Origin of the sequence: Ktedonobacter sp. SOSP1-85, assembly GCF_016587415.1 — a bacterium.
GTDB lineage: Bacteria > Chloroflexota > Ktedonobacteria > Ktedonobacterales > Ktedonobacteraceae > Ktedonobacter.
The window spans coordinates 1,534,015-1,558,858 of record NZ_BNJI01000002.1; the positions used below are offsets into that span (position 1 = coordinate 1,534,015).

27 protein-coding genes are annotated in these 24,844 nt (G+C 50.1%); 9 read left to right on the forward strand and 18 right to left on the reverse strand.

Translation table 11 applies throughout. From position 1 onward, the window contains the following. Positions 1-1,096: 1,096 nt before the first annotated feature. The gene (locus KTE_RS35025; protein ID WP_201389955.1) at positions 1,097-2,650 is read left to right on the forward strand and encodes a class I adenylate-forming enzyme family protein; all 1,554 of its coding nucleotides are present in this window, start codon (positions 1,097-1,099) and stop codon (positions 2,648-2,650) included. Positions 2,651-2,697: 47 nt separating this feature from the next. Here KTE_RS35025 and KTE_RS35030 read toward each other — a convergent pair whose 3' ends face one another. Next, complete coding sequence (locus KTE_RS35030; protein WP_201389956.1) at positions 2,698-3,036, reverse strand: hypothetical protein; 339 nt, start codon at positions 3,034-3,036, stop codon at positions 2,698-2,700. Between the two features lie 299 nt (positions 3,037-3,335). Between KTE_RS35030 and KTE_RS35035 the strand changes: the two genes are divergently transcribed. From KTE_RS35035 to KTE_RS35060, 6 genes are all read left to right on the forward strand, one after another. Beyond that, positions 3,336-3,833 carry a DinB family protein gene (locus KTE_RS35035; RefSeq protein WP_201389959.1) on the forward strand — a complete coding sequence of 166 codons (498 nt, stop codon included), beginning with the start codon at positions 3,336-3,338 and terminating at the stop codon, positions 3,831-3,833. Between the two features lie 32 nt (positions 3,834-3,865). Next, complete coding sequence (locus KTE_RS35040; RefSeq protein WP_201389961.1) at positions 3,866-4,033, forward strand: hypothetical protein; 168 nt, start codon at positions 3,866-3,868, stop codon at positions 4,031-4,033. A 419-nt stretch (positions 4,034-4,452) separates the two neighbouring features. Next, the gene (locus tag KTE_RS35045; protein WP_201389963.1) at positions 4,453-4,815 is read left to right on the forward strand and encodes a hypothetical protein; all 363 of its coding nucleotides are present in this window, start codon (positions 4,453-4,455) and stop codon (positions 4,813-4,815) included. A gap of 590 nt (positions 4,816-5,405) precedes the next feature. Next, positions 5,406-5,783: a VCBS repeat-containing protein gene (locus tag KTE_RS35050; RefSeq protein WP_201389964.1), complete on the forward strand. Its 378-nt coding sequence runs from the start codon at positions 5,406-5,408 to the stop codon at positions 5,781-5,783. 278 nt (positions 5,784-6,061) lie between these two features. Continuing rightward, positions 6,062-6,346 carry a hypothetical protein gene (locus KTE_RS35055; protein ID WP_201389966.1) on the forward strand — a complete coding sequence of 95 codons (285 nt, stop codon included), beginning with the start codon at positions 6,062-6,064 and terminating at the stop codon, positions 6,344-6,346. A 143-nt stretch (positions 6,347-6,489) separates the two neighbouring features. After that, entirely contained in the window at positions 6,490-6,774 is a 285-nt protein-coding gene (locus KTE_RS35060) for a hypothetical protein (protein WP_201389968.1), read from the forward strand. 127 nt (positions 6,775-6,901) lie between these two features. On the opposite strand, the gene KTE_RS35065 is transcribed toward KTE_RS35060, so the two are convergent. From KTE_RS35065 to KTE_RS35080, 4 genes are all read right to left on the reverse strand, one after another. Next, a complete protein-coding gene (locus KTE_RS35065) occupies positions 6,902-8,608 on the reverse strand; it encodes a recombinase family protein (RefSeq protein WP_201387523.1) in 1,707 nt (568 codons plus the stop codon). Further along, positions 8,547-8,759: a hypothetical protein gene (locus KTE_RS35070; protein WP_201387525.1), complete on the reverse strand. Its 213-nt coding sequence runs from the start codon at positions 8,757-8,759 to the stop codon at positions 8,547-8,549. Before KTE_RS35070 ends, KTE_RS35065 begins: the two co-directional genes overlap by 62 nt. Positions 8,760-9,029: 270 nt before the next feature. Next, the gene (locus KTE_RS35075) at positions 9,030-9,506 is read right to left on the reverse strand and encodes a transposase (RefSeq protein ID WP_201389970.1); all 477 of its coding nucleotides are present in this window, start codon (positions 9,504-9,506) and stop codon (positions 9,030-9,032) included. Positions 9,507-9,989: 483 nt separating this feature from the next. Beyond that, positions 9,990-10,889: a proline iminopeptidase-family hydrolase gene (locus KTE_RS35080; RefSeq protein ID WP_236600822.1), complete on the reverse strand. Its 900-nt coding sequence runs from the start codon at positions 10,887-10,889 to the stop codon at positions 9,990-9,992. 326 nt (positions 10,890-11,215) lie between these two features. Between KTE_RS35080 and KTE_RS35085 the strand changes: the two genes are divergently transcribed. Next, positions 11,216-11,461, forward strand: a complete 246-nt coding sequence (locus KTE_RS35085) for a hypothetical protein (protein WP_201389974.1) — start codon at positions 11,216-11,218, stop codon at positions 11,459-11,461. A 773-nt stretch (positions 11,462-12,234) separates the two neighbouring features. On the opposite strand, the gene KTE_RS35090 is transcribed toward KTE_RS35085, so the two are convergent. The 5 genes from KTE_RS35090 to KTE_RS50040 form a co-directional block, all read right to left on the reverse strand. After that, entirely contained in the window at positions 12,235-12,732 is a 498-nt protein-coding gene (locus KTE_RS35090; RefSeq protein WP_201389976.1) for a hypothetical protein, read from the reverse strand. A 582-nt stretch (positions 12,733-13,314) separates the two neighbouring features. Continuing rightward, positions 13,315-13,815, reverse strand: coding sequence for a protein-tyrosine phosphatase family protein (locus KTE_RS35095; protein ID WP_201389978.1), 501 nt, complete (start codon positions 13,813-13,815; stop codon positions 13,315-13,317). Between the two features lie 55 nt (positions 13,816-13,870). Then, positions 13,871-14,179, reverse strand: a complete 309-nt coding sequence (locus KTE_RS35100; RefSeq protein WP_201389980.1) for a hypothetical protein — start codon at positions 14,177-14,179, stop codon at positions 13,871-13,873. 82 nt (positions 14,180-14,261) lie between these two features. After that, the gene (locus KTE_RS35105; protein ID WP_201389982.1) at positions 14,262-14,804 is read right to left on the reverse strand and encodes a hypothetical protein; all 543 of its coding nucleotides are present in this window, start codon (positions 14,802-14,804) and stop codon (positions 14,262-14,264) included. Between the two features lie 245 nt (positions 14,805-15,049). Next, complete coding sequence (locus tag KTE_RS50040; protein WP_201389984.1) at positions 15,050-15,466, reverse strand: SMI1/KNR4 family protein; 417 nt, start codon at positions 15,464-15,466, stop codon at positions 15,050-15,052. A gap of 89 nt (positions 15,467-15,555) precedes the next feature. On the opposite strand from KTE_RS50040, the gene KTE_RS35115 reads away from it, so the two are divergent. After that, complete coding sequence (locus tag KTE_RS35115) at positions 15,556-16,767, forward strand: IS256 family transposase (RefSeq protein ID WP_201385495.1); 1,212 nt, start codon at positions 15,556-15,558, stop codon at positions 16,765-16,767. A 345-nt stretch (positions 16,768-17,112) separates the two neighbouring features. Here KTE_RS35115 and KTE_RS35120 read toward each other — a convergent pair whose 3' ends face one another. The 8 genes from KTE_RS35120 to KTE_RS35155 form a co-directional block, all read right to left on the reverse strand. Next, positions 17,113-17,709 carry a hypothetical protein gene (locus KTE_RS35120; protein ID WP_201389986.1) on the reverse strand — a complete coding sequence of 199 codons (597 nt, stop codon included), beginning with the start codon at positions 17,707-17,709 and terminating at the stop codon, positions 17,113-17,115. A gap of 440 nt (positions 17,710-18,149) precedes the next feature. Further along, positions 18,150-18,638, reverse strand: coding sequence for a transposase (locus KTE_RS35125; RefSeq protein WP_236600823.1), 489 nt, complete (start codon positions 18,636-18,638; stop codon positions 18,150-18,152). A 253-nt stretch (positions 18,639-18,891) separates the two neighbouring features. After that, the gene (locus tag KTE_RS35130; protein ID WP_201389988.1) at positions 18,892-20,007 is read right to left on the reverse strand and encodes a hypothetical protein; all 1,116 of its coding nucleotides are present in this window, start codon (positions 20,005-20,007) and stop codon (positions 18,892-18,894) included. Between the two features lie 101 nt (positions 20,008-20,108). Then, positions 20,109-20,630, reverse strand: a complete 522-nt coding sequence (locus KTE_RS35135) for a DUF488 family protein (protein WP_201389990.1) — start codon at positions 20,628-20,630, stop codon at positions 20,109-20,111. Positions 20,631-21,220: 590 nt separating this feature from the next. Then, on the reverse strand, positions 21,221-22,462 hold the full coding sequence (locus tag KTE_RS35140; RefSeq protein ID WP_201389998.1) for a GTP-binding protein: 1,242 nt from the start codon (positions 22,460-22,462) through the stop codon (positions 21,221-21,223). A 172-nt stretch (positions 22,463-22,634) separates the two neighbouring features. Then, positions 22,635-22,910 (reverse strand): response regulator, encoded by a 276-nt coding sequence (locus tag KTE_RS35145; RefSeq protein WP_255553050.1) that lies wholly within the window; start codon positions 22,908-22,910, stop codon positions 22,635-22,637. Positions 22,911-22,944: 34 nt separating this feature from the next. Continuing rightward, positions 22,945-23,742, reverse strand: a complete 798-nt coding sequence (locus KTE_RS35150; RefSeq protein WP_255553028.1) for a DUF6368 family protein — start codon at positions 23,740-23,742, stop codon at positions 22,945-22,947. A 387-nt stretch (positions 23,743-24,129) separates the two neighbouring features. Beyond that, positions 24,130-24,765 (reverse strand): SMI1/KNR4 family protein, encoded by a 636-nt coding sequence (locus tag KTE_RS35155; protein ID WP_201390004.1) that lies wholly within the window; start codon positions 24,763-24,765, stop codon positions 24,130-24,132. Positions 24,766-24,844 lie beyond the last annotated feature (79 nt).

Consider the following 24,844-nt stretch of genomic DNA (forward strand, 5'->3'; position numbering starts at 1 on the left):
CAACACAGCCGCACCTGTTTTTTCAGTAAGCTATTGGCGTGGGACGCACTCCATATTCCGAAGCGATCTATTCGCTGTTTTCTGGGCTCGAATGGCTTCCAGTGCTACTCAGGCTTTGAAGTCGGCGCTGGCTGTATCGTTTGCGTTGTCCTGCCATTAGATTCCTCCTGCCTGGCACTTTTCCTCAATACAGCTATTTTATCTCATCGCTCTGTCCAGTTTTGGGTTCATGCACACAACATGCACACCTGCATGCTCTGGAGCATATTTCCTCTCTTTCCCTTCTTTGACCCACATTCCGCAGTTTGGAAATTGAGTTTTCAGAATTATTGTAAAATGCCCTCACTCATGCCTATTTTGCCTGTCTTACTCTTTTTGGGCTGAGCAACAAAACCAGGGTTTTCAAACGCAAGTGCAAAAACTAGATCGTACGCTCTTTTTCTAGTACTTTTAGTCATTGTGATGATCAAACAAAACAGGCAGGAAGAGCAATAGTAAATATCTAAAAAAAGCGTTTTTCAAACTGCGGAATGTGGGCTTTGACCGCCTAAAGCATCAGATACTTGACAGAGGATGCCTATAACCAAGCGCATGAACTTGAGTGATAATAGACGCATTACGCCGACCATACTTGTAAGTGGTGCGAATACTCCTTGAGTTCATTACGATAGAGCAACCAGACCATATCAGCATCTGGGATTGACCCGATTTGGAAGAGTATTTGCAGTGGAGGAGAGAAGGGCGAATATCTCTTATTTCGCAGAGGAACCACGAACAGCACAAAAAAATCTCGATTGTTATATGCAGGGGTGCCGTTTGTCTCTAAAAGACGACAAACGGCACAAATCGCTCTCTGTAGGTGCTTTCCACCAGGACAGTGAAATTGTTGAGTACGGAAGTTACGAATGAACCAGACAAACGGGACCACGATATATCGCCAGTGATGACGAACTCTGTGTACTTTGGGCCTTTGTCTTACATTGCTATTTGACAGGATACTCAGCGATCGTGTACAAATAAAAAGAGTGATAAACGTAATTGTGCTATTGCTCTTTAAACGCCCGTACACTCAATGAAGCAAGTGAGCAGGTAACTTATGAATGTAAGAGATTTCATTCGTCGTGGAGCAAACGCTTATCCTCATCGGATCGCAGTGATATATGGTGAGCAGCGCCTTACCTTTGCGGAAGTCTATCACCATGCGAACGCTCTGGCTAATGGACTGATAGAATTAGGGCTGCGCAAAGGGGATCGTGTGGCTTTCCTGCTCGCGAACTCGGTACAGAGTATCGAGATCGACTTTGCTATTTTACAAGCGGGATTGGTGCGTGTCCCTCTGAACACGCGTCTCTCCGAAGCTGAACATCGCCACATGCTCCAAGAAACGGATACGAAGGCTCTCCTGTTCAGTGAGGAGTTTGCCAAGCGGGTGGAAGCGCTTCATTCACACGTAACGACTGTCCAATATTTTTGTCAGATGAGTGGGCAGCCGCGTTCTTCCTGGATACAGTCCGTTGCAGATGTTGTTGCCGGCGCCAGCATTGATGAGCCACCAGTATTGTTGCGCGAAGATGACTATGCCACCATTCAATACACCTCGGGCACGACAGGAACGTTGAAGGCCGCCATTCATAGCCAGGGAACGTGGGTTGCCATCGCAACCAATATCTTGACATCGTTACCCATTGAGCAGGATGACATCATGCTGCATGCGGCTCCCCTGACGCATGCTTCGGGGACGCTAGTGCTGCCGCACTGGCTCAGAGGAGCTGCCAATGCGATCCTTCCTGGTTTTCAGCCAGAAGAATATCTGGCGACAGTTGAGTGTTTGCATGCAACCACGTTGAACCTTGTGCCAACAATGATCGTGATGTTGCTCTCCCACGCACGCGTCGAGCAGTACAGCTTTAACTCCGTGAAGCGTATTATTTATGGTGCATCTCCCATGCCACGTGAAGTCTTGCGTCGTGGCCTGGAGCTTTGGGGTCCCAAGTTTATCCAATACTATGGCCAGACAGAAGCTCCGCTTATCCTGACACTCCTCGAAGCTCAGGACCATCTGGGCGATGAGCCGCTGAGACAGGAACGCCTGTTTTCCTGTGGACGTCCGGTGCCAGGTGTCGCATTGCGCATTGTCGATGAAGATGGGCAAGAGGTGCCCCAGGGAACGATCGGCGAAATCACTGTCTCCACGAATCAAGCGATGGTGGGTTACTGGAAATCACCCGAACTTACGAGCGCGACGCTACGCAATGGCTGGGTACATACCAGGGATATGGGCTATATTGATGAGCAAGGCTATGTCTTCCTCGTTGATCGTAAAGCGGACATGATTATTAGTGGTGGCTTCAATATTTATCCGCGTGAGGTCGAGGAGGTTCTCTATCAACATCCTTCGGTACAGGAAGCCGCAGTGATTGGTATTCCCGATGAGGTTTGGGGTGAGTCGGTCAAGGCATTTGTTGTGTGCAAACCTGATCATCCCTCTTCTGAGGAGGAGCTCATCGACTTTTGTAAAGAGCGCCTAGCTTCATATAAGAAGCCGCGTTCTATAGAATTTATGGAAACGCTACCGAAAAATGCTACTGGTAAGGTGGTGAGGCGCGTGTTGCGCGAACCATACTGGAGAGATCGCAAGCGCTCAATTTAACAATAGTCAGAAGCTTCTGGCGAAGTTGCTCCACCTCCGCTAGTACCCTAACAATCCATTATCAAATCCTCTGTCACTGGAGGCCTAGCCTTGAAATCAGACTTTTCTTCTTCTTGGGAAGGTAGCTCAGGATCGGGAAGAGAAGAGGCGGTCGCTTGCCGAGTGAGATGAGGAACTGCGGACACCAACAAATCACTTGCCAGTACTAGGGCATCCTCTGGACTCAGCGAGACAGCAACCTTGAATGAAGCATCGAGGATGTCCTCTTCTGTAGGTGTCTGGTGACGGAGCTGGAGCACAATCTGCTCCAGGTCGCTGTAGAGATGGATGCGATCACCATTTGCGAGTCGCCGGTGCGTGCATTTCATGCCTTTGGGAGTGCTCATATGTCCTCTTTCTATTGCGACAAAGAGTTTTATCTGTGAGATGTTGTATGCCTACAGGCGATAGCAATATCCTCATGCTGCTACTACTATAACTCATCACTCGAAATAATCCTCTTTTGCATAGCATTCGTGACCTCTGTTATCTGACAGAACTGTCGTCTTATTTTGCTGCTGCACCTTAGCTATTTTTATCTCGTTGCGCATCCCGTGGGAAAAGCGGAACGGCCCTGACCGTTTTGCTATGGTAAACTGGCAGCAGGAAACGTCGATCATCAAGAACACGAAGGGGGCATCTCTACATGAGTGACGTACAGGCTATTTCGTTAAACGAGGTGTATAAGGGGTGGAGGGTGTATCAAAACCATCTGCTACAAGCCACCCGACCATTGATGGCGGAGCAGTTGAAGCTGCAGGCGGTGCCGCATCTGCGTTCGATAGGCGACCTCATCGCCCATATCATTGGGTGCCGCGCCAACTGGTATCATTATGTCATGGGCGAGGGAGGGCCGGAGATGAAGCAGATGGGCGACTGGGACCAGGGGCACGCGGGGCCTTTCACGGCGGCGGATCTGGTGCACGGCTTGGAGGTGACGTGGGAGACGATGTGGACGTGCCTTGGGCGCTGGACGGCGACCTCAGTGGATCTAGAGCATGTCTATACCTGGGAGTACGAGGGCAAGACGTATACCTATACGCGGCAGTATATCGTCTGGCACGTGATAGAGCATGACATGCATCACGGTGGCGAGCTTGGCTACTCGCTTGGCATGCACCATCTTGCCGCGCCGGATCTGTAGGTGAGTGCCGGTAGTGTAAATTTGGGAATGAGATGAAAAGACTCATTCCCTGGCTCACCTGTTCTCTGTTCTTCTTGGAGGATCTCGTTATCGGTTGCCTTGAGAAGCGACGTGATGATCTGTTGTCTTCGCATTATGATTTCCCGCAAGTCGCCAGCGGTGCGCTCGCTGGCGGCATCGATCCGAACAATACAGTCTAGGCCGATGACCACGACCTGGCACCACTGCTACCGGCGTGCCACAAGGACACCGATCTGCACGCTCCTTCACAAATGGCTGAGAGAGAGGACGGTGGGAATAGGGGCGTGTGATTGGTGCGCGTGGCAGCTTGCGGAGCGCTTCGTGCTTGATTCGCACCGGTCGCGGCGGGCTCGGGGAAGACATATTGCGTCGTACCCGACACGCCCGCGTCCGGCAGGTATCCGAACAGTAGAGCCTCTTCCGGTGGCCCCGTACATGCACGACCAGCACACCGCAGGACCGGCACACAGATGCCTTTGTTCTGCTTCTCTCCGCATCTGGGGAAGCCTCCGTCCGTTGGTCTTGGGAACAAGCCGATGGAGGCTGTCGAAGGGCCGGATGCCGGACACGAGGTCGTTGGGCGGGAACAGAGGAGGCAGTGGTTGCAGATGAAGCGCACGTGTTCCCAGAGGCAAGTGCCCGCTTCGACTGCGCTGGCGGCGAGGTCGAAGCGGGCGTGGATTGGTGGGAGCGACAGGCAAGCGCTTTCCTCCACATCTCTGACCAGCGATCATTGCAGCCAGCCAGCCGCAGCGCCAGCATGGGATTCACGTTCTTGCGCTCCCAAGGCAACAGGCCTTTTTCAAAGTATAGGTGCAGCGATCTGTACAAGAGCGGCATTCTATTGCCATTTTTCGCAATGATCCTGTTTGAAATGCGCAACGAGCCGAAGGGAAGGCTGGGGAGTATCAAGGAGAATGCCCAGACGCAGCCTGATGGAACGAAGGGATTTGTGGCATGAGCGATACGAACAGGGATCATCCGCCCCAGGACGACATTGGTCTTGAGATGGTACGTCGCGACTGGACGACCTACAATGACCAGACCCGGTGGATCCTGGAGAACATGCTGACCTGATGGTTGCTGCTCCAGCGCGATCGAGGTCACGAGCACGACCACCTCCCCTCCGTTTCAGTGCTGCTTGAACAGAGGGGTTGCCTGGCTTACGAGATGTGCAATGAGCTAAGTGCAAGGAGAGCTTTGTCTTCAGGCCGAGTAAAAACCAGGAGGGATCTGCTGATAGTGCGAAAGAGGCATCTGTTCCTTAACTCCTTCTGCTTCCACCCCCTCTGATTGTGCTCTCTTCTCTCAGCTTTTCTCTCGCCAATCTCAGCCGTTTTGAGGAGGGGACCCCGCCTGGGGAGACGATGACAGAAAGTTGCACACAACGAGATGTATCTATGACTGAAGTGGCCCTCGAACGTCCTTCATTGCTGTTATGCTTTCTGTGAAGAAGTGACATTCCCCCTATTGTCAACAAGCAAATGCTGTGGCCAAGATGGCTTCTGAAGCCGTTTCGCACTCTACCAACTGTGTGCTGCTGCAATCTCGTTGCGCAACCCGTGGGCAACAAAGACCTATAACGTTGGCGCAAATCCTGCGGGCGTGGCTGTGGGAGATTTCGCGAACAATGGCTACCTGGATTTCGTCACTGCGAACATAGAAGATAACACAGTCTCGTTCTTGCTTCGGCCAGTAGTGCCATGGGCACTGAGCACTTCCGTTGGCCCACGGCCCTCGGGTGTAGCCGTGGGCGATTTCACGAACGATGGGAACCTGGGCATCGTCACTGCTAACCAAGATAGCACGGTCTCGGTCTTGCTGACCCCCTTCGGACCCGAATATCCCTATAACGTTGGTCAGGGTCCTATCGCAGTAGCCGTGGGCGATTTGGGGTTTGCCTACAGTTGGAACCAAAACTCGGAATAGGAAGGGAAAGGTAACCAATTTTGTTCGAATTGAGAGAAAAGCGGCAAGACCGACTTTTTGAATGCGATATTCCTCTTGAAATTGCTTCTTTCCGCGCAAGTAGAGGGCATCATCGAGGCTCTCTCCAGGCTGGTTCAGCAGACTATTCCGAGTTTTGGTTCCAATTGTGAGCAAACCCCGTCTTTGCCTACCCTCTATATGCTGTATCTATGAAAGAAGGTTATAGAAGTTGGCGACCGCGTCAGGTTTGCTGGATTTGGTTGTAAGGAGAATTGGAAATGCCCGAAATGCTTGGATACGCAGTAGTTGCTGCTGATGGTGCAATACTTCATAGCCTAGGAGTAAACAATGTAAATCGTACCAGAATAGGGCATTATGAAATTACATTTAACTTTAGCGTAGAAAACGCCTGTGAGGTTGCTACGATCTGTGATAGTGTTGCCCACACTCTATTTATAACAGCTTTTGGTGGTGTAGTTGGTCCAAATGTGGTTAGGGTAATAGTAACTACCCCATCGTTGTTTGCAAGTGACTCAGCATTTCAATTGCTAGTAGTTGAATGACATTACTGATGAGAGAAAGTGCTCTCCTCATCCCGTAGAAGTAGACTCAGGGTATGTATATCGCGTCTATAGAGCATGAAAGAAGGCTATAGATGCTGGTAGCTGTGCAAAGTTTGCTGAACTGGTAGGAAGGAGAATAGGAAATGCCTAGAATACTTGGATACGTAGTAGTTGATGCTGATGGCACAATACTTCACAGTTCGGGATTAGATCATGTAGACCACCCTAGCCAAGGTCAATACGATACCACCTTTACCTTTAGTGTAGCAAACGCCTGTGAGATTGCCTCAATCTGTCAAAGCGACCGTATCAGTGCCTTTATAACAACTTTTGGTGGTGTAGTTAATCAAAATGTAGTCAGGGTAATAACATCGACTCCTGCAGGAGAACGACGAGACTATGCATTCCAATTGCTGGTCGTTGAATAACATTCCTGAGAGGTCCATAGTTACATAAGATTTAATGTAAATCCCAACAGTAAACTGGCTGCTCTAGTATACTTATCCTGGTGGTCACTTTGAGCCTAAAATGGCCTGTTAGGCCCAGGCGCGAAGTTTACAACACTAAGGCGTGAGAGAGCTTCAAACCAAGCAGTACATTGTAGGGTTCGCGTGATCGAACATCACCGATAGGTGCCGTTATCGGCACTGTCCATCGCTCAAGATAGTCCAATCGCAACTGACAAAAACGGACTCGTTCACTTTGGGGCGAGGTGGGGATCACATAGCGGATCTCCACCTCCTCATTCGTTACAACGACGCGGTCGATCAACAACTCGATCAGCATCCGTTTTTCTTCAAAGGTAGCCTCAGCCAGACCGTGCTGAACATGCTGACAAAACGCTTCAATGGACTGAACCATGGCCGCTAGTTCGTCGCGCTGTCCAACGTTGGCTTCTAACTGACGAACTTGCTCAGCCAGAACTTGGAGACGCTGCTCCAGTTCTTTCCGCCGCCGTGCGTACTCCGAGAGGTCGAACACCTGAGCCAGATAGGCGTCGGTAAGCCGTTCCAACTGATGCTCGATGCTCACGCGAGCTTTGCGGAGATTCTCTCGTCGCGCGTGGAGTTCTTGCGGGAGCCACTGCCCACCCCGCGCTCGCTGGAGGGCCGCTGTGATCATGTCAGGATGTGTGAGAACCTGGCAAACATCTTGCCAGACGAGATCATCGAGCTGGCCAGTCGGGATGAAACGCGAAGGACACTTTTCCTGACGGCAGGAGACCAGAGGCTGGTTCTTCCCTCGGCAGGTATAGTAGGCATACCCTGGATGACTGGTGTGACCGATGCACGCGAGATGGCAGATCCCGCAACTCACCAGCGCACGCAAGAGGTACGAATGCGCCGTGTTGTTACGGCGGGCAAATTGCTGGTTCTGAGCTAATCTGGCTTGCACTTGCTCGAATTGCTCCTGGCTGATAATGGCAGGGATCTGAGCGATGGCGGTCCACTCTTCTGCAGGGGTTTGAACATGCCCCGTACGCCCTCGGCCGATGGGCATGACAGGGGACTGTCGCCTCTGGGCAGGGGTTGCGTGTGTCCGACCGATATACACTGTTCCCGTATAGACCGGGTTGGTGAGAATACTACGCACTGACCCTGGATTCCAGCGGGACTTGCCACTAGAGGTGGGCACCTGATGCTCCGTGAGGTGTTTCGCCATCCCGAGCAGCGTCTGCCCACCTTGTGCGTAATGGACAAACATCTCTGTAACTGTGGCCGCTTCTGCTGGCTCCACACGGACTCCTGTTGGATCGCGTGGCCGTGCAGGATCAACGCGATACCCATAGGGAGGACGCGTCCAGGGCAACAGTCCACCAGCTTGATACTTCTGGAGACGGCCACGCCGCATCCGCTCCGCGATCAGACTGCGTTCGTACTCCGCCACGGCTCCCCGGATCTGTAACACCAGTTGATCGTGAGGGTCCTGACTCATGGGACGATCGGTAAATTCGACTTGGCACCCTCCTCGTTCAAGTTCTTCTGTCAAGAGCACCTGATGGATATACTTGCGGGCTAATCGGTCGGGCGCAGTGATCACGACGCGGTCAAACTTGGCTAAACGAACTTGATCGCGTAAACGATCCAATCCTGGTCGCCGCAGATTGGCCCCGCTATAGCCGTCGTCACGAAAAATGTGCTCATCACACCACACCCATCCATGTGTTTGGCTATGCTTCCGAAGTTGTTCTAATTGCTGTTCAATAGTTTGCGCTTGCGCCTGGCGTTGGGTAGACACGCGCACATACATCGCTACGTTCATCCCTTTCCTCCTGATGTGGCGCTTCCTGCAAACGGCCTGGTGGCGCATCCAAGCTCCATCGGACCAGATTCTGATACGCTTGATCCCATCGTTGTTGCGCGTCGGCTGTTGGGACGACGGAACGCCGGACGCTCCACTGACGTGTCTTCATACGTATCCTCCTGAGAATCACATGCCCATTCATGTGCCTCATTAGGATACCTTGTTTGTGGAGTTGCCGAAAGGCGCCTGCGTAATGGCAATCTCCACCAACTGAAATGGAGAGAGCTGATCCGGCTCAGACAGAATTTGTCGTTTGTGATTGTACCATCAAATCGCCTCTATGCTGCTGATAAGATGCAGATTTTGAGGATGATCGATCAGAAAAGACAGTGCCGATAAGATGCACTGGCCGCTAACGTTGTAAATTTCTCCGGCGGGCCTAATAGGCCGTCTTCTGAGCAATCCCTGGCACAGAATCCAATTGCTCGCATGCCGCGTGAATTTCTGGCTGCTGCTGTACCAGCTGGTTTGCACGGGCTTCCAGTTGCCCAATGCGCTGCTCAAGCCAGGCAATATGCTCCTGGATCTCCTGCCTGATCCCGGCATCCAGACGGCTGTTCTCCAGGCGATTCTTCTCCTGCTGACGCATCATGGTGAGATCATCCAAGCGCGCCATGAGAACCTGGATCTGCTGGAGCTCGCTGCAGAGAGGAGTCCAGAGCTCTGGCCGCTTCTGTTCCACAGAGCGTGCCAGCAAGTAGGCGCCTTGTTTGTCGGTTTTCGTTCGAATGCCCTCGCTTTTACGAAAGGCACTCACCCGTGCCGGGTTGATCACACTGACGTGATGAGCATGCTCGTAGAGAAACTGACTGATGCCATCACTGGAGCAACCAGTGGCATCCAGACAGGCATGCACCTGGGGCAGCCCCAGTTCTTGGAGCTAGTGGTGAATCTGCTCATAGCCGTGTTGGCTATTGGGAAACCGCTTGGAGTGTGGACGCGGACCAGTGACCAAACAGACGTCTAAGGTGGCTTTAGATGTGTCAATGCCCAGTGGGGAGAAGGTCTTGTTCATCGCTCTCACTCTCTTTCTCTGTTGAACAGCTAGAGAGATGTGGAGAAGCGCGATCCGATCAACCTTGTGCATACAAGCTCTTCTCCACACCATGACGACAGGAGAAGGCTTTCGATACCGTTCGATCTTTGATCTCTCTGGGTAAAGGAGTCAGAGCTCATCTCACAAGACAAGTTCGCAGCCTTTCGGGCTTTTCCAGCTTCATGACTCCTTCTCTCCATATCTCATTGTTCTCGTGTATCTGCTTCTCTCTTCGTGAAAGATGATACAAGGGCTTTTGATCCCAGTGAGAAAGAACGTACAAATCATCCTTTTCGTTCATTCTTACTGATATGACTGTTCGACTTGCGTGAGAAACTCATTCAGCACAGCAATATAGGTGTCTGTCTCCTCCGCATGTGCAAAGTGGGCACTGTCCTGAAAGACCATATGTTTTGCCTGAGGAATTCCCTGAAAAAGGATATCATCTTGCGTGGGAGACATTCCATCATGGACACCAGAAGTAACCAAGGTTGGTACATGAATTTCACGTAAACGAGGACGAATGTCCCAAGTTCGTAATTCTCCTTGACCTCCTTCCTTGTTTGGTCTCCACATGTTGACATTGACCTCTACATTCATTCTTTTGTTTGCTTGGTCAAGAAAATCAGGCCAGGGTTCGTGACGGATAACATGATGTGTATCAAAATACTTGCGTGCCTGCTGATATTCTGGTTTCTCACTCCAACCCTGTGTCGATAAGATTTCACGTACCTCAAGAGGAAGTCGTTCGTACACCCGTTTTCTCTCTGCATCAATGAGTATCCCGCTAGCGAGTGAACTGGCAAGAACGAGACTCAGTACTCCACTTGGTTGGGTGAGCACATATGCCATGGCCAGCATTCCACCCCAGGAATGTCCAAAGAGATGAATCTGATCTAGCTCTAACTCACGGCGTATCGCAATAAGCTCATCCAGAAAGAACTTCACTGACCAGATGGAAGCATCATCTGGACGGTCAGAATTTCCACATCCGAGCTGATCATAGAATATGATGGCACGCCCAGTTTCAGTAATTTTCTCAAGTGGGATCAGTCCATAATGGGTTGCTCCTGGGCCACCATGAAGCGTTAGCAGTGGAAACATCCCTTTCTTGTTCGCAGAAAGGTCACCAGCAATGCGATACCAGGTACGATATCCTCGAAATGGGATAAAGCCTTCTTGAACGGGCAACGTCGAAGACATAAATAAGTAAGGGTCCTTTCCTCTTCTCGTGAAACGTCGTTTTCACCTGTTCTCTCATCAGAATACAACAGAATCCTTGTCAGTCACATGTTGTTGGCGGCACAACCAGCCCTTATTGCACCTGTTATAGGGCTGGCTTGAGCCTGCAAATACTGTACAATTCACGTGACGATAAGCAAAAGAGATTCGAGGGAGGAAACACTATGGTACGGGGTTTGCCCCCGCTTTCACAACGAAGACAACTACTTCAAGCCGAGTATCGTTAGTTGTATAGTTCACTCATACATATACTGTTTGATGCTGATCCAATGGGATTGAGCTTTGGATTGGACATTGATGAAAATCCAGATGAGTATGAAAGTGAGCTGACAACCATTTTGCCTCGATTGCAAGAAGCCCGATCTTCAACAGAAGTTCGTCGGATTGTTTACGAAGAATTTGATCACTGGTTTGGTGATGCATTAACGAGTCGTTGTCAGCGTCTCCCACAAAGAATGCAAGCGTGTTTTGATACCCTTGCTGAGACAATATGGAAGGAATGGCAACGTTGGTTAGAGGAAAAGTGGGATTGACCCGCTTTAGAAGAGTACTTGAAGCGAAGAGAAGAAGGCGAGTATCTCTTCTTTCACAGTGGAAGCACAAGTCGAACAAAAAACCTTGATTGTTATCTGCACGGGTGTGCATTACTTCGTCAGTTTGACATGCTATAGGTGTGCAATTATCTGAAGCAACTGCAGAAGTGGCTCTCGTTATGCAGATACCGTCTCATTCTCTCCAGACTGCGGAAGAGATGCTGTACGCGCTCCAATGACGGCTGTATGGCGGACTTGAGCAGCCCTTGTCCTGGGATATCAAGCGTCAGGTGATTGAGACCCTGGTCAAGCAGATTCATCTGGAGACGCTGGTAGAAGCAAATGGGAAGAATCGGTGTGCGTTTCGGTGACCTGTCGCTCTAATGATGTTATGGCCCTCTGTAAGACCTATCTATTGCCGAAGTCGTTGCAAGAACATAAAGTAGATATCTCTGTCTTCTACTTTGAAGCTTCTACTAAACGGAGCAAACAAAAAGATCTCAAGAGGAAGTAGAGGCTGTTGCCCAATATGGCTGAACACCACAACCAATATCGCTATGACAGGCGAGAGTAATGCTGGCAAAGCGATGGCAGCTGCAGCACTTGTTGGAGTGTGGGCTTCTGCTTGGGGCAATTCGGACAAAAGATAAATGGATGGTCATCCATATCCGCCAACAAAGCACGTATCCACAATAAATGCTTGCTGTGTCATCACAAAAAAGCCATCCAAGCGCTCTTATGACAGAGCAAGTTCGGATGGCTTCTCTCTTTATCTACTTTCCAGCACCATACTTCTTTTTGAAGGCCTCAAGTGCTTGGTTAAAGTCGGCTATGCTACATGCTTTATATTCGACGGTGGAGATCTTGCCATCCTGGCCAGGGCTGGTAAGAGAAAGAATATTACCCTTGAGTGTGCCAGTGGCGGCAGCTTCCTGCATAAGGTACTTCATGGTCAACGTGACATTCTCGCCGCTGTGGGTTCCGGTGAGCGCTCCATTCTGGTAGACTGGCTGGCCGTTTTGGATTGTGGCCGCGCTCCAGAGTCCATTGATTTGTCCATTCGCTTCAGACCACTTGAGAAAGCGTACACTATCGTCAGTTGTGCGAATGTAGCCATCAGCAGGCTTGGGTGTTGGCGTTGGCGTTGGCGTTGCTTGCTGTTGTTGGGTTGTAGTTGAAACTGGTGTTACAGAGGCCTGGGAGTTGCCCCCACAGCCACTCAAGAGACAAACAAAAAACAGGCAAATAAAAATAACAAGAAACTTTTTCACGACCTATCCTTCTATTTCTGTTTTCATGCTCATAAAAATGAACTATATTTATAAACGTAGATGAAAAAGAAAAGTAGGAGGTGACTTTTCAAAGCAGTTAAGAAGGAACAAGAAGCCTCTGAATGTCATCACCAGAGGCGTCTTGCAGAAGTGGTAGGGATCGCGTGATACCAGAAGCTCAAACCAGTGACATGAATGTCCGGATTTGCAACAGCACGCGATCGTATGCTGTCAGGTATCTGCTTGGCTAGACAACGAAATAGGGAGATGAAAGCGAAATTGGGATTGACCCGCTTTGGAAGTGGACCTGAAGTGAAGGGGAGAAGGACGAGTATCTCTTCTTTCGCAGAGGAACTACGAACAGCACAAAACCTTGATTGTTACATGCATGGGTGCCTGTTGTAGTCTGCTGGCAAAAAGAGGTCCAGCAACCACGCCGCACCCTCACCTGGCTTAGAGTCCAGGGCTCTGCGGACTTGAACTCGCTCCATACCAGGGAGCATAAAAGCAACTGTTTCAGGCATAGCTCATCCTTTTTGTCGTAGAAGCATCATAGAAGTTAGTGATTATAGAGTCCCACCCCTACTCAACAAGGTACCTGGTCGCGAGAGCCACCACCCAGGCTCGTTGCTCCTCGGTCTCCGGCACTGGGTAGCCTCTGACCCTGCTCAATTGCTCGAATGCCTTCTCAGGAGACCAGTCAGCGAGCACGAGCAGACTGGCCGCCATCAACGCAGCCCGTCCAAGCCCTTGCCGACAGTGGAGAGCAATGTGTTTGTCCTGCGCGCGCTGCTCATCAAGCTGCTGTAAGAGGGCTAGGGTGCGATCGTTGAGAGGTGGCACGCTACGATCGATGATGGGGAAGGAAAAGAAGGGTATGTCCTGGGTCTGGCAGCATGCCGCTTCCTCTGCAAGCTCGAACTCATCGACCTCCAGGGGGGTGAGCAGGGAGACCAATATATGGACGCCTGCCTCGCGCAGGGCGGTAACTTTATCCAGCAGCCAGTCGCCACCGCGTGGACGGGCCATAATGCTGATGCACCCGACAGGCAGTTCGCGAAGAGAATACAATTGTGCACGCATACTGGATCTCCCTCTCAGATGAGACATGATTGAAGCCTATGACGAACTGTTTGGGTTACCCCCAACGCTTCTCGCGCGCTCGCTGCTGACGAGCCTCGCGCCGCCGATGAAGACGTTTCAGCTTTTTTCGGCTATCGAGTGTTTCTCTACGAATCCACGCATGACGATCAAAGCGGCGATACGCGATCTCGATGTCGTCCCATGAACCAATAAAGAGTGTCTGGTCGAGACGCTTCATGTGCGAGGGTGGGTGATACTGTGGGTCATACCAGGCTCGTCTATCGGCCTTGGCACCATACCATTCGCGAATTATGCCGACGCTACGGATACGGCGAAAGGAACGGGGAAGATAAGGAAATTTCAAGCGACTCCTCCATTCTGCACGAAACATTCGTGCTAAGGAGGATGTCTACTTTCAACTCATAGAGGCACTTGCAACGAGCAGATTATTCAATGATCTTTCCCGTATGAAGGGAAAGGAGAAATGGTCCTCGTCCAAGTGGATCGTAACAAGGGGGACATTCAGCCAGGACGAGAATGCGATCATCTTGGACGGAAGAGATACTCACCCCATCCATGCTTACCTCTTCTGAATACCAGAGAAGCTGAGTATCGCGATCAAAACACAAAACCTTGCCTATGGAAGTGGCAAGCAAGTACTCACCGGCTGGATAGAGGGTACAAAAATAGACGATGTTCCAGAAAATCTGCTGAGAAGGCTTCTCCAGTGAGAGAAAATAGATGTAGCTTCCGAAGCCAACGACGAGCCATTGGTGCCAGATTCGAGCATCAGCAAAATACGATTGACTTCCATACAAACAGAGGAGGAGGTATGGCTCTTCTTCAAGATACGGTTCTTCCTTATAGGAAACGGTACAGTAGAAAGTCGGCGTCCCAAGGCCCTTTGGGACATTTCCCAGACGCAATGGTTCCATAGTGGTCCACGGTCTCTCTATCGTGCGCTTAATCGCTACCTGATACTCTCTCATGAAGATCCTCCTCTTGAAGAAATGTCTGGCATGATAGCAACATTCTTGGCATTTGACAATCTTTTGTTTGCGTTATATCCAGCCTTTACAGCAGGTGCTATAAAGGCTTTTCCTTTGAGGTGCAATGTAGTCGGAGTATGTAGAACCACGCTATTGGTTTGCTATAGGTCGTTTTTGCAAGTCAACGATTGTCTATTACTAGTGCGAGCTCAAGAGTGCAATTGTTACAAACAAGCCACTGCTGATCATTGTGAAATCCAATGCCAATATTTAGAGCCTTGTGCGACGATTAGGCGATCTAGCCATTGTACAAAACTCTTTGCAATAATATTCTTTTGCCATGTCTTAACAAGGTAACCAGTGTCTCCATCAAGGACATAACATTCATTAGGAAGTGACAAAGAATGCCTGTTAGTATCTAATATAAGTAAATCAGTATCTCCCAGGCATTCTGCGAAAACAAGAAAAGAACTTGACCAATCGTCATATAAACTTTGCCAGCGTGTATTCTTGATAAGAATGTCATTCACTGCATAAAGGGAAAAGCCCCATTGCCCATACCTGTCATCTATAAATAATTCTGCCCCGTTCGAGTAGAGCAAGAATTGCTCATAAGATGATGGTAGCTTCCAATAGCTTTTTAAGCGCTCAAGATCCTCCACAGTTGCAGGTGGAAAAAAGAGGGTGTAAAATATTTTGTGTATGTGACGACAAAAAACGTAGTGGATGAAGAGAGGAAGAAGTACAACAGATGACCATTCGACGTGAATTGATCGATGAGCTGCTCAAAGAATGCACCGACCCCAAGGAACTTCTGGCCGAAGATGGCTTGCTCAAACAACTCACCAAAGCCCTCATTGAGCGTTGCTTGGAAACGGAGATAGAAGAGCACCTGGGCTACCCTAAGCATGCTAAACGCAGCGACACCACACGCAATAGCCGTAATGGTAGCAGCCGCAAGACACTTAAGGGGTCACAAGGCGAGATCACGATAGCGGTTCCACGTGATCGTGAAGCCAGCTTTGAGCCTACCCTGATCCCCAAGCACCAGACCCGATTGGATGGCTTTGAAGATAAGATTCTGGCCCTCTACGCCCGTGGTATGACGACTCGCGATATTCAAGCACAAATCCAAGAGTTGTATGGGGTGGAGATCTCTCCCACCTTTGTCTCCAACATCACCGAGGCGGTGATGGATGAGGTCCGCCAGTGGCAGAACCGTCCACTTGAGCAGGTCTATCCCATTATCTACGTCGATTGTCTGGTGGTGAAAGTGCGTGAGAACCAGCGTATCATTAACAGGGCGCTGTATCTGGCTCTGGGGGTGGATATGGAAGGGCAAAAAGAACTCCTTGGGATGTGGTTAGGCCACAATGAGGGAGCGAAGTTCTGGTTGTCGGTCTTTACCGAGCTGCACAATCGAGGACTCAAGGATATCTTCATTGCCTGCGTGGATGGGCTCATTGGCTTACCAGAGGCCATTGAAACGCTCTACCCACGCACACGTGTCCAGCTCTGTATGGTCCACCTGGTCCGCAATTCGCTCAAATATGTCTCCTACAAACATCGCAAGGAGGTAGCAGCCGACCTGAAATTGATCTACTCCGCAGCGACGGAAAGCGAAGCGCAGCTCTACCTTGACCTGTTCGCCGAGAAATGGGATCAGCAGTACCCCAGTATCAGCAAGATGTGGGCGACCCATTGGAGCCACGTGATGCCGCTATTTGCCTTTCCCGAAGACATCCGCAAGGTCATTTACACGACCAATGCCATTGAGTCGGTCAATATGTCGTTACGCAAGGTCACGCGCAACCACCGCATTTTCCCCTCAGATGAGGCGGTGTACAAGGTCGTGTACCTGGCCATGCACAACATTGCCAAGAAGTGGACCATGCCCATTCGAAACTGGATACCTGCGCTCAACTGTTTTGCCATCGAATTCGGAGAACGTTTCCCTCAATAGACAAAAACACATACATAAAATACTTGACAGACTCGGAAAAAATGAAAAAGAAGCTCTCCAAACATATGCACCTTCGCCAGTAACCTCTAAATGCGAATTATTGCTTAGCTTAGATCTAAGCAGCCCTAATACTTTGATAGGACTAAGCTCATCCATATTGTGCTTTTCCTTCCTTATGACACCTGCTGTAAAGGCTGGTTCTATCGGGCAATATGGTAAGTTTACTGTCTCACTCTGATTTTTTTATGAGGGCGATTTGTTCTAGTACATCGGTGTCAAGCAACGGTCGTGGCTCTTGCTGAACATGTTTCTCCCAGAGAGGCTGGGTTACGAACATATCCGCACCTATCTTGCCAGGTACTGATATAACAAGAGGTTCGATACCATAAAGCACTGTGCCATAGCGAAAAAGCCCTTTTGAGGATGCATGAGAGAAAGAACCGTTTTGTCATCAAAAGATACTTTCCACGCTTTCTCTCCATTGCGGTCAGTCTTTGGCTGAGTAGCCAAGAAAAACACCCGGATTGGTTCGTCGTTTTCTACCGATCCCAATTGCCACTTCAGCCGAACTTGATCCCAAATCTCGTCTTCCCAAATCTCTCTTAAATATTGAGCGATGATGCTTAGCGCTCGGATGTATTCAACCTCTTCGTCTGACCAGTGGGTAGCAGGAAATATAGTGTCTGTTTTCGCCTCCACATCAATGTCCTCGAACTGAAAAGCCCAATAGCTTGTATGGGCACACCAGAGAAGCTGTTGGGTTCTATTGACGATGAGAAGGAAGGCGTTATTAGGATCGGTTTCAGGCTCCTCCTGTAAGCCAGTCCAATGGGTAAGAGCTAACTCACGTTTTACAAACACATCAATATCATCGTAAGGATGGAGGGCACTGTACCAAGAGATGACATAGCTAGCAGCAAGTTCTGGTTCCTTCTGTTCCAAGTTCTTCTCCTTCCCAATAAGGACGCATTCCTTTTGTTGATAGAAAATATACTACATAGGCCCTTATAGCACCAGATGTAAGGGCTTTCCTTGTGAGGTGAGAAAATGAGCATCTCTATCCTGGATAAATACCTTGCTGGTCAGCGCCAACCAACACGGGTTGTCGTCTTCGTGAGTGGTGGGAAGGACAGCATCGCTATGTTGCTCCAGGTGTATTGTTTTCCGACTTTGACTCTCGCAAGAGTACTTGAGATTACAAAAAACAAGCGTCCAAGTAAAAAAGCAAACGTATAAGCACAAGAGCATGAGGGAGAAAGATGAGGACTAGGTCAACCAGAGAGAAAGAAAATCAGGCGAGCAAGCGATGGAGAGAAACGAGCAAGCAGAAAAGCGGACAGCATCACCTTCGACGAAGCAAATCCCGCAAGCAACTACACAGATTATCTAGCTTGGAGATATCGCCGTCGCAGGTTGATCAAGCGTTGTCGTTCCTCTGAACGGGCACGCTCTTGCATCAAGGTAATGTAGTCATCGAGCGGCATCTGTTGGCCTTGCAGCCCTTTGATGGGAAGCTGCTTGATGATGCTCTCATGCTGCAGGACTTCGAAGCAGCGTTCAGCAGCATTGACCCTCAAGGTGATGCGTTGCCCAGCCAGTGCTTGCTTGATGTAATAGTCGGCCCCATCAACGCTCACGCGGCCGTCTGACTTGACGCGTCGCGCATACGTTCGCCCGTGAACCGCTTGCAACCAGGCATCCGGGTCGATTAGGGCTGGAAGTGCTGGTAAAGTGGGCAGAACAGGATGCGCCTGGCTGGGAGGACGATTGCGACAATTGCGCCCCTGATGAGGACGCTGCGTGTTGTAGAAGTGCTCAAAAGCCTCGGTGACCGTGCATACCTCTTCAAGTGTTCCAGGACGATGCACCAACAGACATTCTTCTTTGTAGGTCTGACGTTGACCCTCTTTAGAAGAGTACCTGAAGTGAAGAGAAGAATGAAGCGTATTCATCTTTAGCAGAGGAATAATGAACAGCGCCAAAACCCTGATTGTTATCTGCACGGGTGAAGCTTGGGAGCGGCAGGAACCATCATTGATCTATCCAGAAAGAAGCTGTGAGCAATTGTACAGTGGTTTCGCCCAAGAAGGCTTGATGAGACGCTTCAGAAAGGGGATGCACGTGTTAATTCCAACCCATGGCCTGAGAGGCGATTTGCATGCACCCTTCGCAGAAAAAGAGACTGCGAAACCCATCGCCATATTCACGAAGTGTGGTGGCAACAGTACACACATGAAACATCAATTTTTTGCAGATCGGACAGCAAGGATTCTCATCTAGCCCAAGAGGGGGACCACCCACATCTCCATGAACTCCCTTCGTCAACTGGGTATGGCCATTGCGATACACTAATTGGTCATCATATGGCAAGAGGAGAAGCTCTCCTCTTCCATCGTTTTGATGCTCAATCGCCTGCTCTTGGAGTTGCTCGAGCATCTCCAAATCTTGATCTTCGGATACATGTAGATGTGCCTGCGTATAGAGATTCTGCTGTGAAATAGTGCAAAAGAGCGTCCATCCGCTATGTTGCGGCGGACTTACCAGGTGAATGCGCGAAAACGATGTGGGGGGAAGACCATCAATCCGAGCAAGGTCAAGCGTCAAATAATGCCATGTGATCATGCTTGACGCTGGCTCCCCAGCGATGAAAGATACGGGAAGCCCTACAGGATGGGGGCGCTTCACAAGCTCCTGAAGAGGAAGGGTGGTGTCAATCGGCTGGAAACGCACTGCGCTACGGTGTCGCGTAAAACGAGGTTCAGCACGCTTTCCCTTTCCTGGGAGCCAGAATCCCAGATCTCTGAATACGTTCTGCTTGTGTGTTCTTTCGGCATATTCTGCCATTGCAGCCAGGGCTGTTGGCGTTCCGATGGCAGCAAGCATCGCCTCAAGAATGGATGGGGAACAGTCCTGGTCAGCACGAAGGAGCCTCTGTAGTAACTGCTCGGCACAGCTATCAGGGGCATCGTGGAGGAGATAGAGCCAGGTTGAAAACGAAAAGTGGAAAAAGGTGAGTTGCTCTCCGGAAAGGTTGACTACTTCTTGTTGCAGTGGACGAAAATGCTGTGGGCAAATAGCTCCAATGTAATAGAAATGATCCTCAATATCAGCGCGATAGCGATCCCTTGTGAGGAAACCAGATGTCTGAGAGAGCGCGAGAGCTTTTTCAAATAATGCGCAAACATCAGCCTCGGTTTCAACAGGCATGAGGAGTTTTCCGCCATTGGGTTGTAGGGGCATATCTTACCTCGTTCCATCTTTTGGAGCATCAAAGCTGGACCATTTCATCGTGATGCATATTCTACTCGGTTTCTCTTGTCATTGGCAAGGAATTCCATCGGTCAAAGAGTGGCGGGATAGAGCAACAGTCCATCGTGCACACGAAGAAAAGGTGTCAATCTGTGCAGCTTCGCTGTTTTCTGACTCTGAATATCATAGACCTGCCAGCCCTGGATGGTCAATGCATCCGCGATCAGCGAGCGATGGCAGCGCCAGGGCACGGCCTCAGCGCACATAATGGCTGCTGTGCATTTCGTCGCACATTCTTGCAGTTTTTGCAGGCCCTCCCGAAACGCATCTGTCGCCATGTAGTCGGCGTAGCCCCGAAAGGATGTATTGTGCCAGCCTTGATTGGGTGAATCTTTCGTGGGACGCCGATGGCCTCCTAATACGCCCAGGTGGACGTAACCAATATGAGCCACCTTTAATGCCTTGGCAAGCGTCTCGCCATTGAACTGAGGAGAGCGAGTGGAAGTAGGAGCGATCCGTACATCCACGACGAGGTTGATCGCATATGCACTCAGCAAGGCTAAAAACTGCTCGAATGTTCTTGTTGAATGACCAATGGTATACAGTGTTCGCATAGCATATCTAGTATATCTCCACTATCAGTCCATCCACCAGATACCTGGGAAATGGTCGGGATGTGTGGTGTAGGGTCCAGGCTGGCATCACCTACTGCAACTCATTCAGTCAACGCTGTCGAGAGGTGGCTTGATGCTCTGAAAGGCCTCCCTGTTGCTGAGGAACGCTTGAGCTTGACCCAATTTGGAAGAGTACCTGAAGGGAAGCGGGAACAACGAATATTTCTTTTCTCTTAGAGAAACCACGAACATTGCAGAAAACTCGATTGTTCCATGCAGGAGTGAGAGTTACTTCGTCAGTTTGAAATGCTATATGTTGCGTACCTGGTTAGACGACATCAGCTTGAATCACCAGAGCAAACTTGTGCGTTGCTATACAACAATTCGGTTGGCCTATTTTGCCGTAACCAAATGCCACCTGATGCTGTCGCTTCACTTGTTGAGTGGTTTACTACCAATACTACAAAGCTATCACAACAATGCTGTGCTGTTCCCGACGATGACTATTTCGGCAATGTACATGCCAATATCAAATGGGCTCTAGAGGCCTGCGAAGCCAAAGGGGTCGCAGGCCTGGATTGAGGAGTGACTTATGTTTCTTCCCCTGGAGGGAGAATTTCTGTGCAAATGCCGATGGTGACGACGCGTCCGCCTTCGCGAATGGCAAACCGGGTACCTTTCTCCAATGCGAGGGGCATGGTCAGGCAAATTGTGAGTTCGACGAAGTCGCCGGGATGGACCATCTCCCTGTTAGGTGGTAGGCTAATATTACCAACAATATCTGTGCCGTGGTAGGTATAAATACAGTTGCGATAGCCATTGTAAAAAGGCGTGTGCCGCCCTCCTTCCTCTTTTGTGCGCACATAGGCTAAGCTGCGGAAGTTCCATTGGGGTTTTATGGAGCCGGGTCTGGCTAGAACGTAGCCGCGTCTGACCTCACTGCGCTCCACATCTCTCAAAAAGCAGCCAACACTCTCGTCTGCTCCTGCCTTTTTGAGCTTTTTCTTGTAAATCTCTATTTCGTTGATCACTGTGCTCTGGATGATAGTATCAATGCCGATGATCTCGACGTTTTCGCCCACTTTGATCTGTCCTCGCTCAATACGTCCCACGATAACGGTCCCACGTCCTTTGATGGAAAAAACATCTTCAATTGGCATGAGGAAAGGCTTGTCGATGGTGCTTATGGGCGGAAGAAGAATTGTATTCAGCGCGTCCAGCAGTTGCCAGATACCGTTTGCTGCTGGATCTTGACGCGAGAGGTCGCCCTGGCTGGTGAAGGCCTGGAGGGCCGAGCCCTGAATGATTGGGGAGCTTTCGACTGTGAACTGGTGCTGGGAGAGGAGTTCGCGGATCTCTAGCTCGACCACGGTGAGCAGGTCTTTATCCTCTACCAGGTCGATCTTGTTCAGGAAAACGATGATGTTCGGAATCTCTATTTTGCTTGCAAGCAGAACCTGGTCACGCACCTGGGACATCACGCCGTCAATTGCGCTGACGACGAGAACCGCTCCAGCAAAGGGATGGGATGTTGTAAGCAGGTTTTTTAAGATGTTGTTATGGCTGGGATAGTCTGTCTGAATATATTTATGATTGCCTATTCTGTGGGTGACTTCAACAGAAGTGAGCGGAATGACCTGTTGATGCTCCACGAGCAAGCGCTCAAACTGGTCAACCGTCATACACGCGTTGCGTGCGTCCGCGCTGGACAGGACACGAGTAATGGCTGCCATCAAGGTTGTCTTGCCATGATCCTTATGGCCGAGGGTGCTGATACGAAATTGTGTGGCGTTATTGACGCTCTCTGAAAGTGTTTGCGAAGAATCGGGCATCGAATTACCCCCTGCTAAAGCAGAGCTTTCTATTGCTTGAGGGAATTGTAGCGTCTCGCGAAAATTGTTGTCAAGGGCGAATAGTAGGAGATCTTTTAGAAGAAGATGTCGGTCGCGTGGGAGGCTCTCTTGGGAGAGTAAAGGCGGCTGGCATCGCGATGCCGGGGTTGTATTACTTCATGGCCTGTTCAATGGCCCGGAGTAGCTCATCGCGACTGCATGGTTTGTGCAGACCTGGGATGTTGCGGTAGCGAATTGCTTGCTCGGAGAGGCTGGCACTGACCATGATGGCAGGGAGATCGGCCCATCCGGGGGGCCTGTGTACCAGATCGTAGATCTCGATACCATTCAGACCAGGTAGGTCATAGTCGAGCCCCAGGAACTGGGGCTGGTGCTCCTGTAGCATTTGCAAGATAGGTGTCCCCTCACTGAGGTGAATTACAGCCATTGAGTATGAACGGACCGGAATACTCAATGGCCTACTACTTAATCATGTGGAAACGGGGATGCTTCATCCACGCCTGTAAAAAAGCCACATCCACAATATGCAAAACCCAGCGATGGTCAGAGGCTGTGGTATATTCGATCTCGTACACATTGCCTGGCATGGCTCTTACGTATGCGCTCGTCTCTTCCAAAGAAGGCTTTCTTGCCCACACATCTAACTCCGGAGGATACGCCGGTCCAAATTTCGCTTCGACGTCCGTCTGGATCACCTTCAACGGTGAGTCTGGATCAAAGTGCTGCTCATAGAACAATTCTTGCATCGTTTTGCCTGCTGGCAGCGAGGCTTCCAACGCTTTCAATTGCGCTTGCATATATTCTCCCCTCTCTCTCACCCGCTCTGGTGATTCTGCCAACCACTTTTCCCAGAGTTTTCTGTCCACCGGTTTGAGAGGTGGCGTGATTGCGCCTCCCATATTGATTAACCCATCGTACTCCCTGCCCAGATGCAGCACAAATTGGCCGAGGGTGATATGATCATGATCCTGATTACAGCCTGAAGAAACAGTGATGGACTGTTCAGGAAGGTAACCAAGCAGTTCTTTGATCTGCCTTTTTTCATCCTCATCCCAATGCTCTTTTGTCTCTTCTACGGAAAGATAAAAGAGGCAATGAGAAACTGTTCCAGGAAATGCATCTTCTTTCAGCCAGAACTCGTATACCTCATCTCCTTTCTCCAGTGATCTCGTAATAGATCGTAGCCAGACCTCTAACGCATCTTCTTGATGCCTCGTCAACGCATCGCGTAGCAGCACGCTTGCTCCAGGGCCACCCATTGTTGCCTCCTTGCTGCGTAATCTCAGCTCATTATAGACGCTGCATCCGAACAATGCTACCTCTATCTTTTTCGGGCCACAAAATGTTTTGTTTTACGTACAGAACGAGGCCATCGGATAATGGCCTCGTGTACTTTCCAAATGTCATCACTAGCCCTGTTCATGCTCTGATATCCAGGGCCGGGAAGCGTCCTGGGACGTCTGTAATAAAGAGGACACTGAAAAACCACCTAAACTCTGAAATGTCTGGTAAAGCAGAGAAACAAGGCTTTTCTGTCAGTTCCTCTTCGTTGAGATTGACATTCTGCCTTTTGAGTAGGGATGTGCGCAGGTCTTCCCCGGTTTTAAACAGAGAGGTACAAGGGGCCTGTCTTTATCGTGCATTTGCTACATCAATTGGAGAGTCTCGCCAGCCAGCCAGCGCTCCAGCCACTCTTCGAGCGAAGCAGCAACAACCAGATAAGGATTATGCATTCCCTGAACAACCTGCTCAGTATCAGCGAAGAGATATGTGGTGATATTGCATCCATGCTCGCAGAGAGGGAGGAGGTGCTTGGGCCATGGAGGAGTTAAGTCCTCTTCCGCAAGATGGATCTCCTCTCCTTCTGGTTCGTCGTCAGTAAGTTGCCCAGATTCCCACAGTTCCTGCGACCCAATCCCATCTTCCCAGAGGACTTGCCGACCCTCTGGCGTCAAGGAGGCCCACCCACCCTTGTCCCATTGCCTAAGTGCATCAGCGAAGTCGATTTCCCATTGATATCTGCGAGCAATATTTCCAGGAACGTGATCGACACCAGGGTAACCGTCCTTTCCCCCGATGATCCCAAAGCCTGGCCCAAAACCTCCATTGGCAATCTGGGTATAAAGGAGGCGAAGCAGTGGTGGGAGCGGAAAGCCAAGCTGCTGTTCCGTTTCCCTGACCTGCTGTTCGGTCGCTGGTAGAAAGGCGAAGATTGGCTCTTGCTCGCCATCTTCAGGTTTCAACACAAGACAGGTTTTACGTTGGGGGATATACCATCTCACGTAATCCTTTGCTTTCCTGGCTTGCCCTACACCGAGTCTCGCATCTTGGGCAATCTGTTGGCAGTGTATGTGAATACGG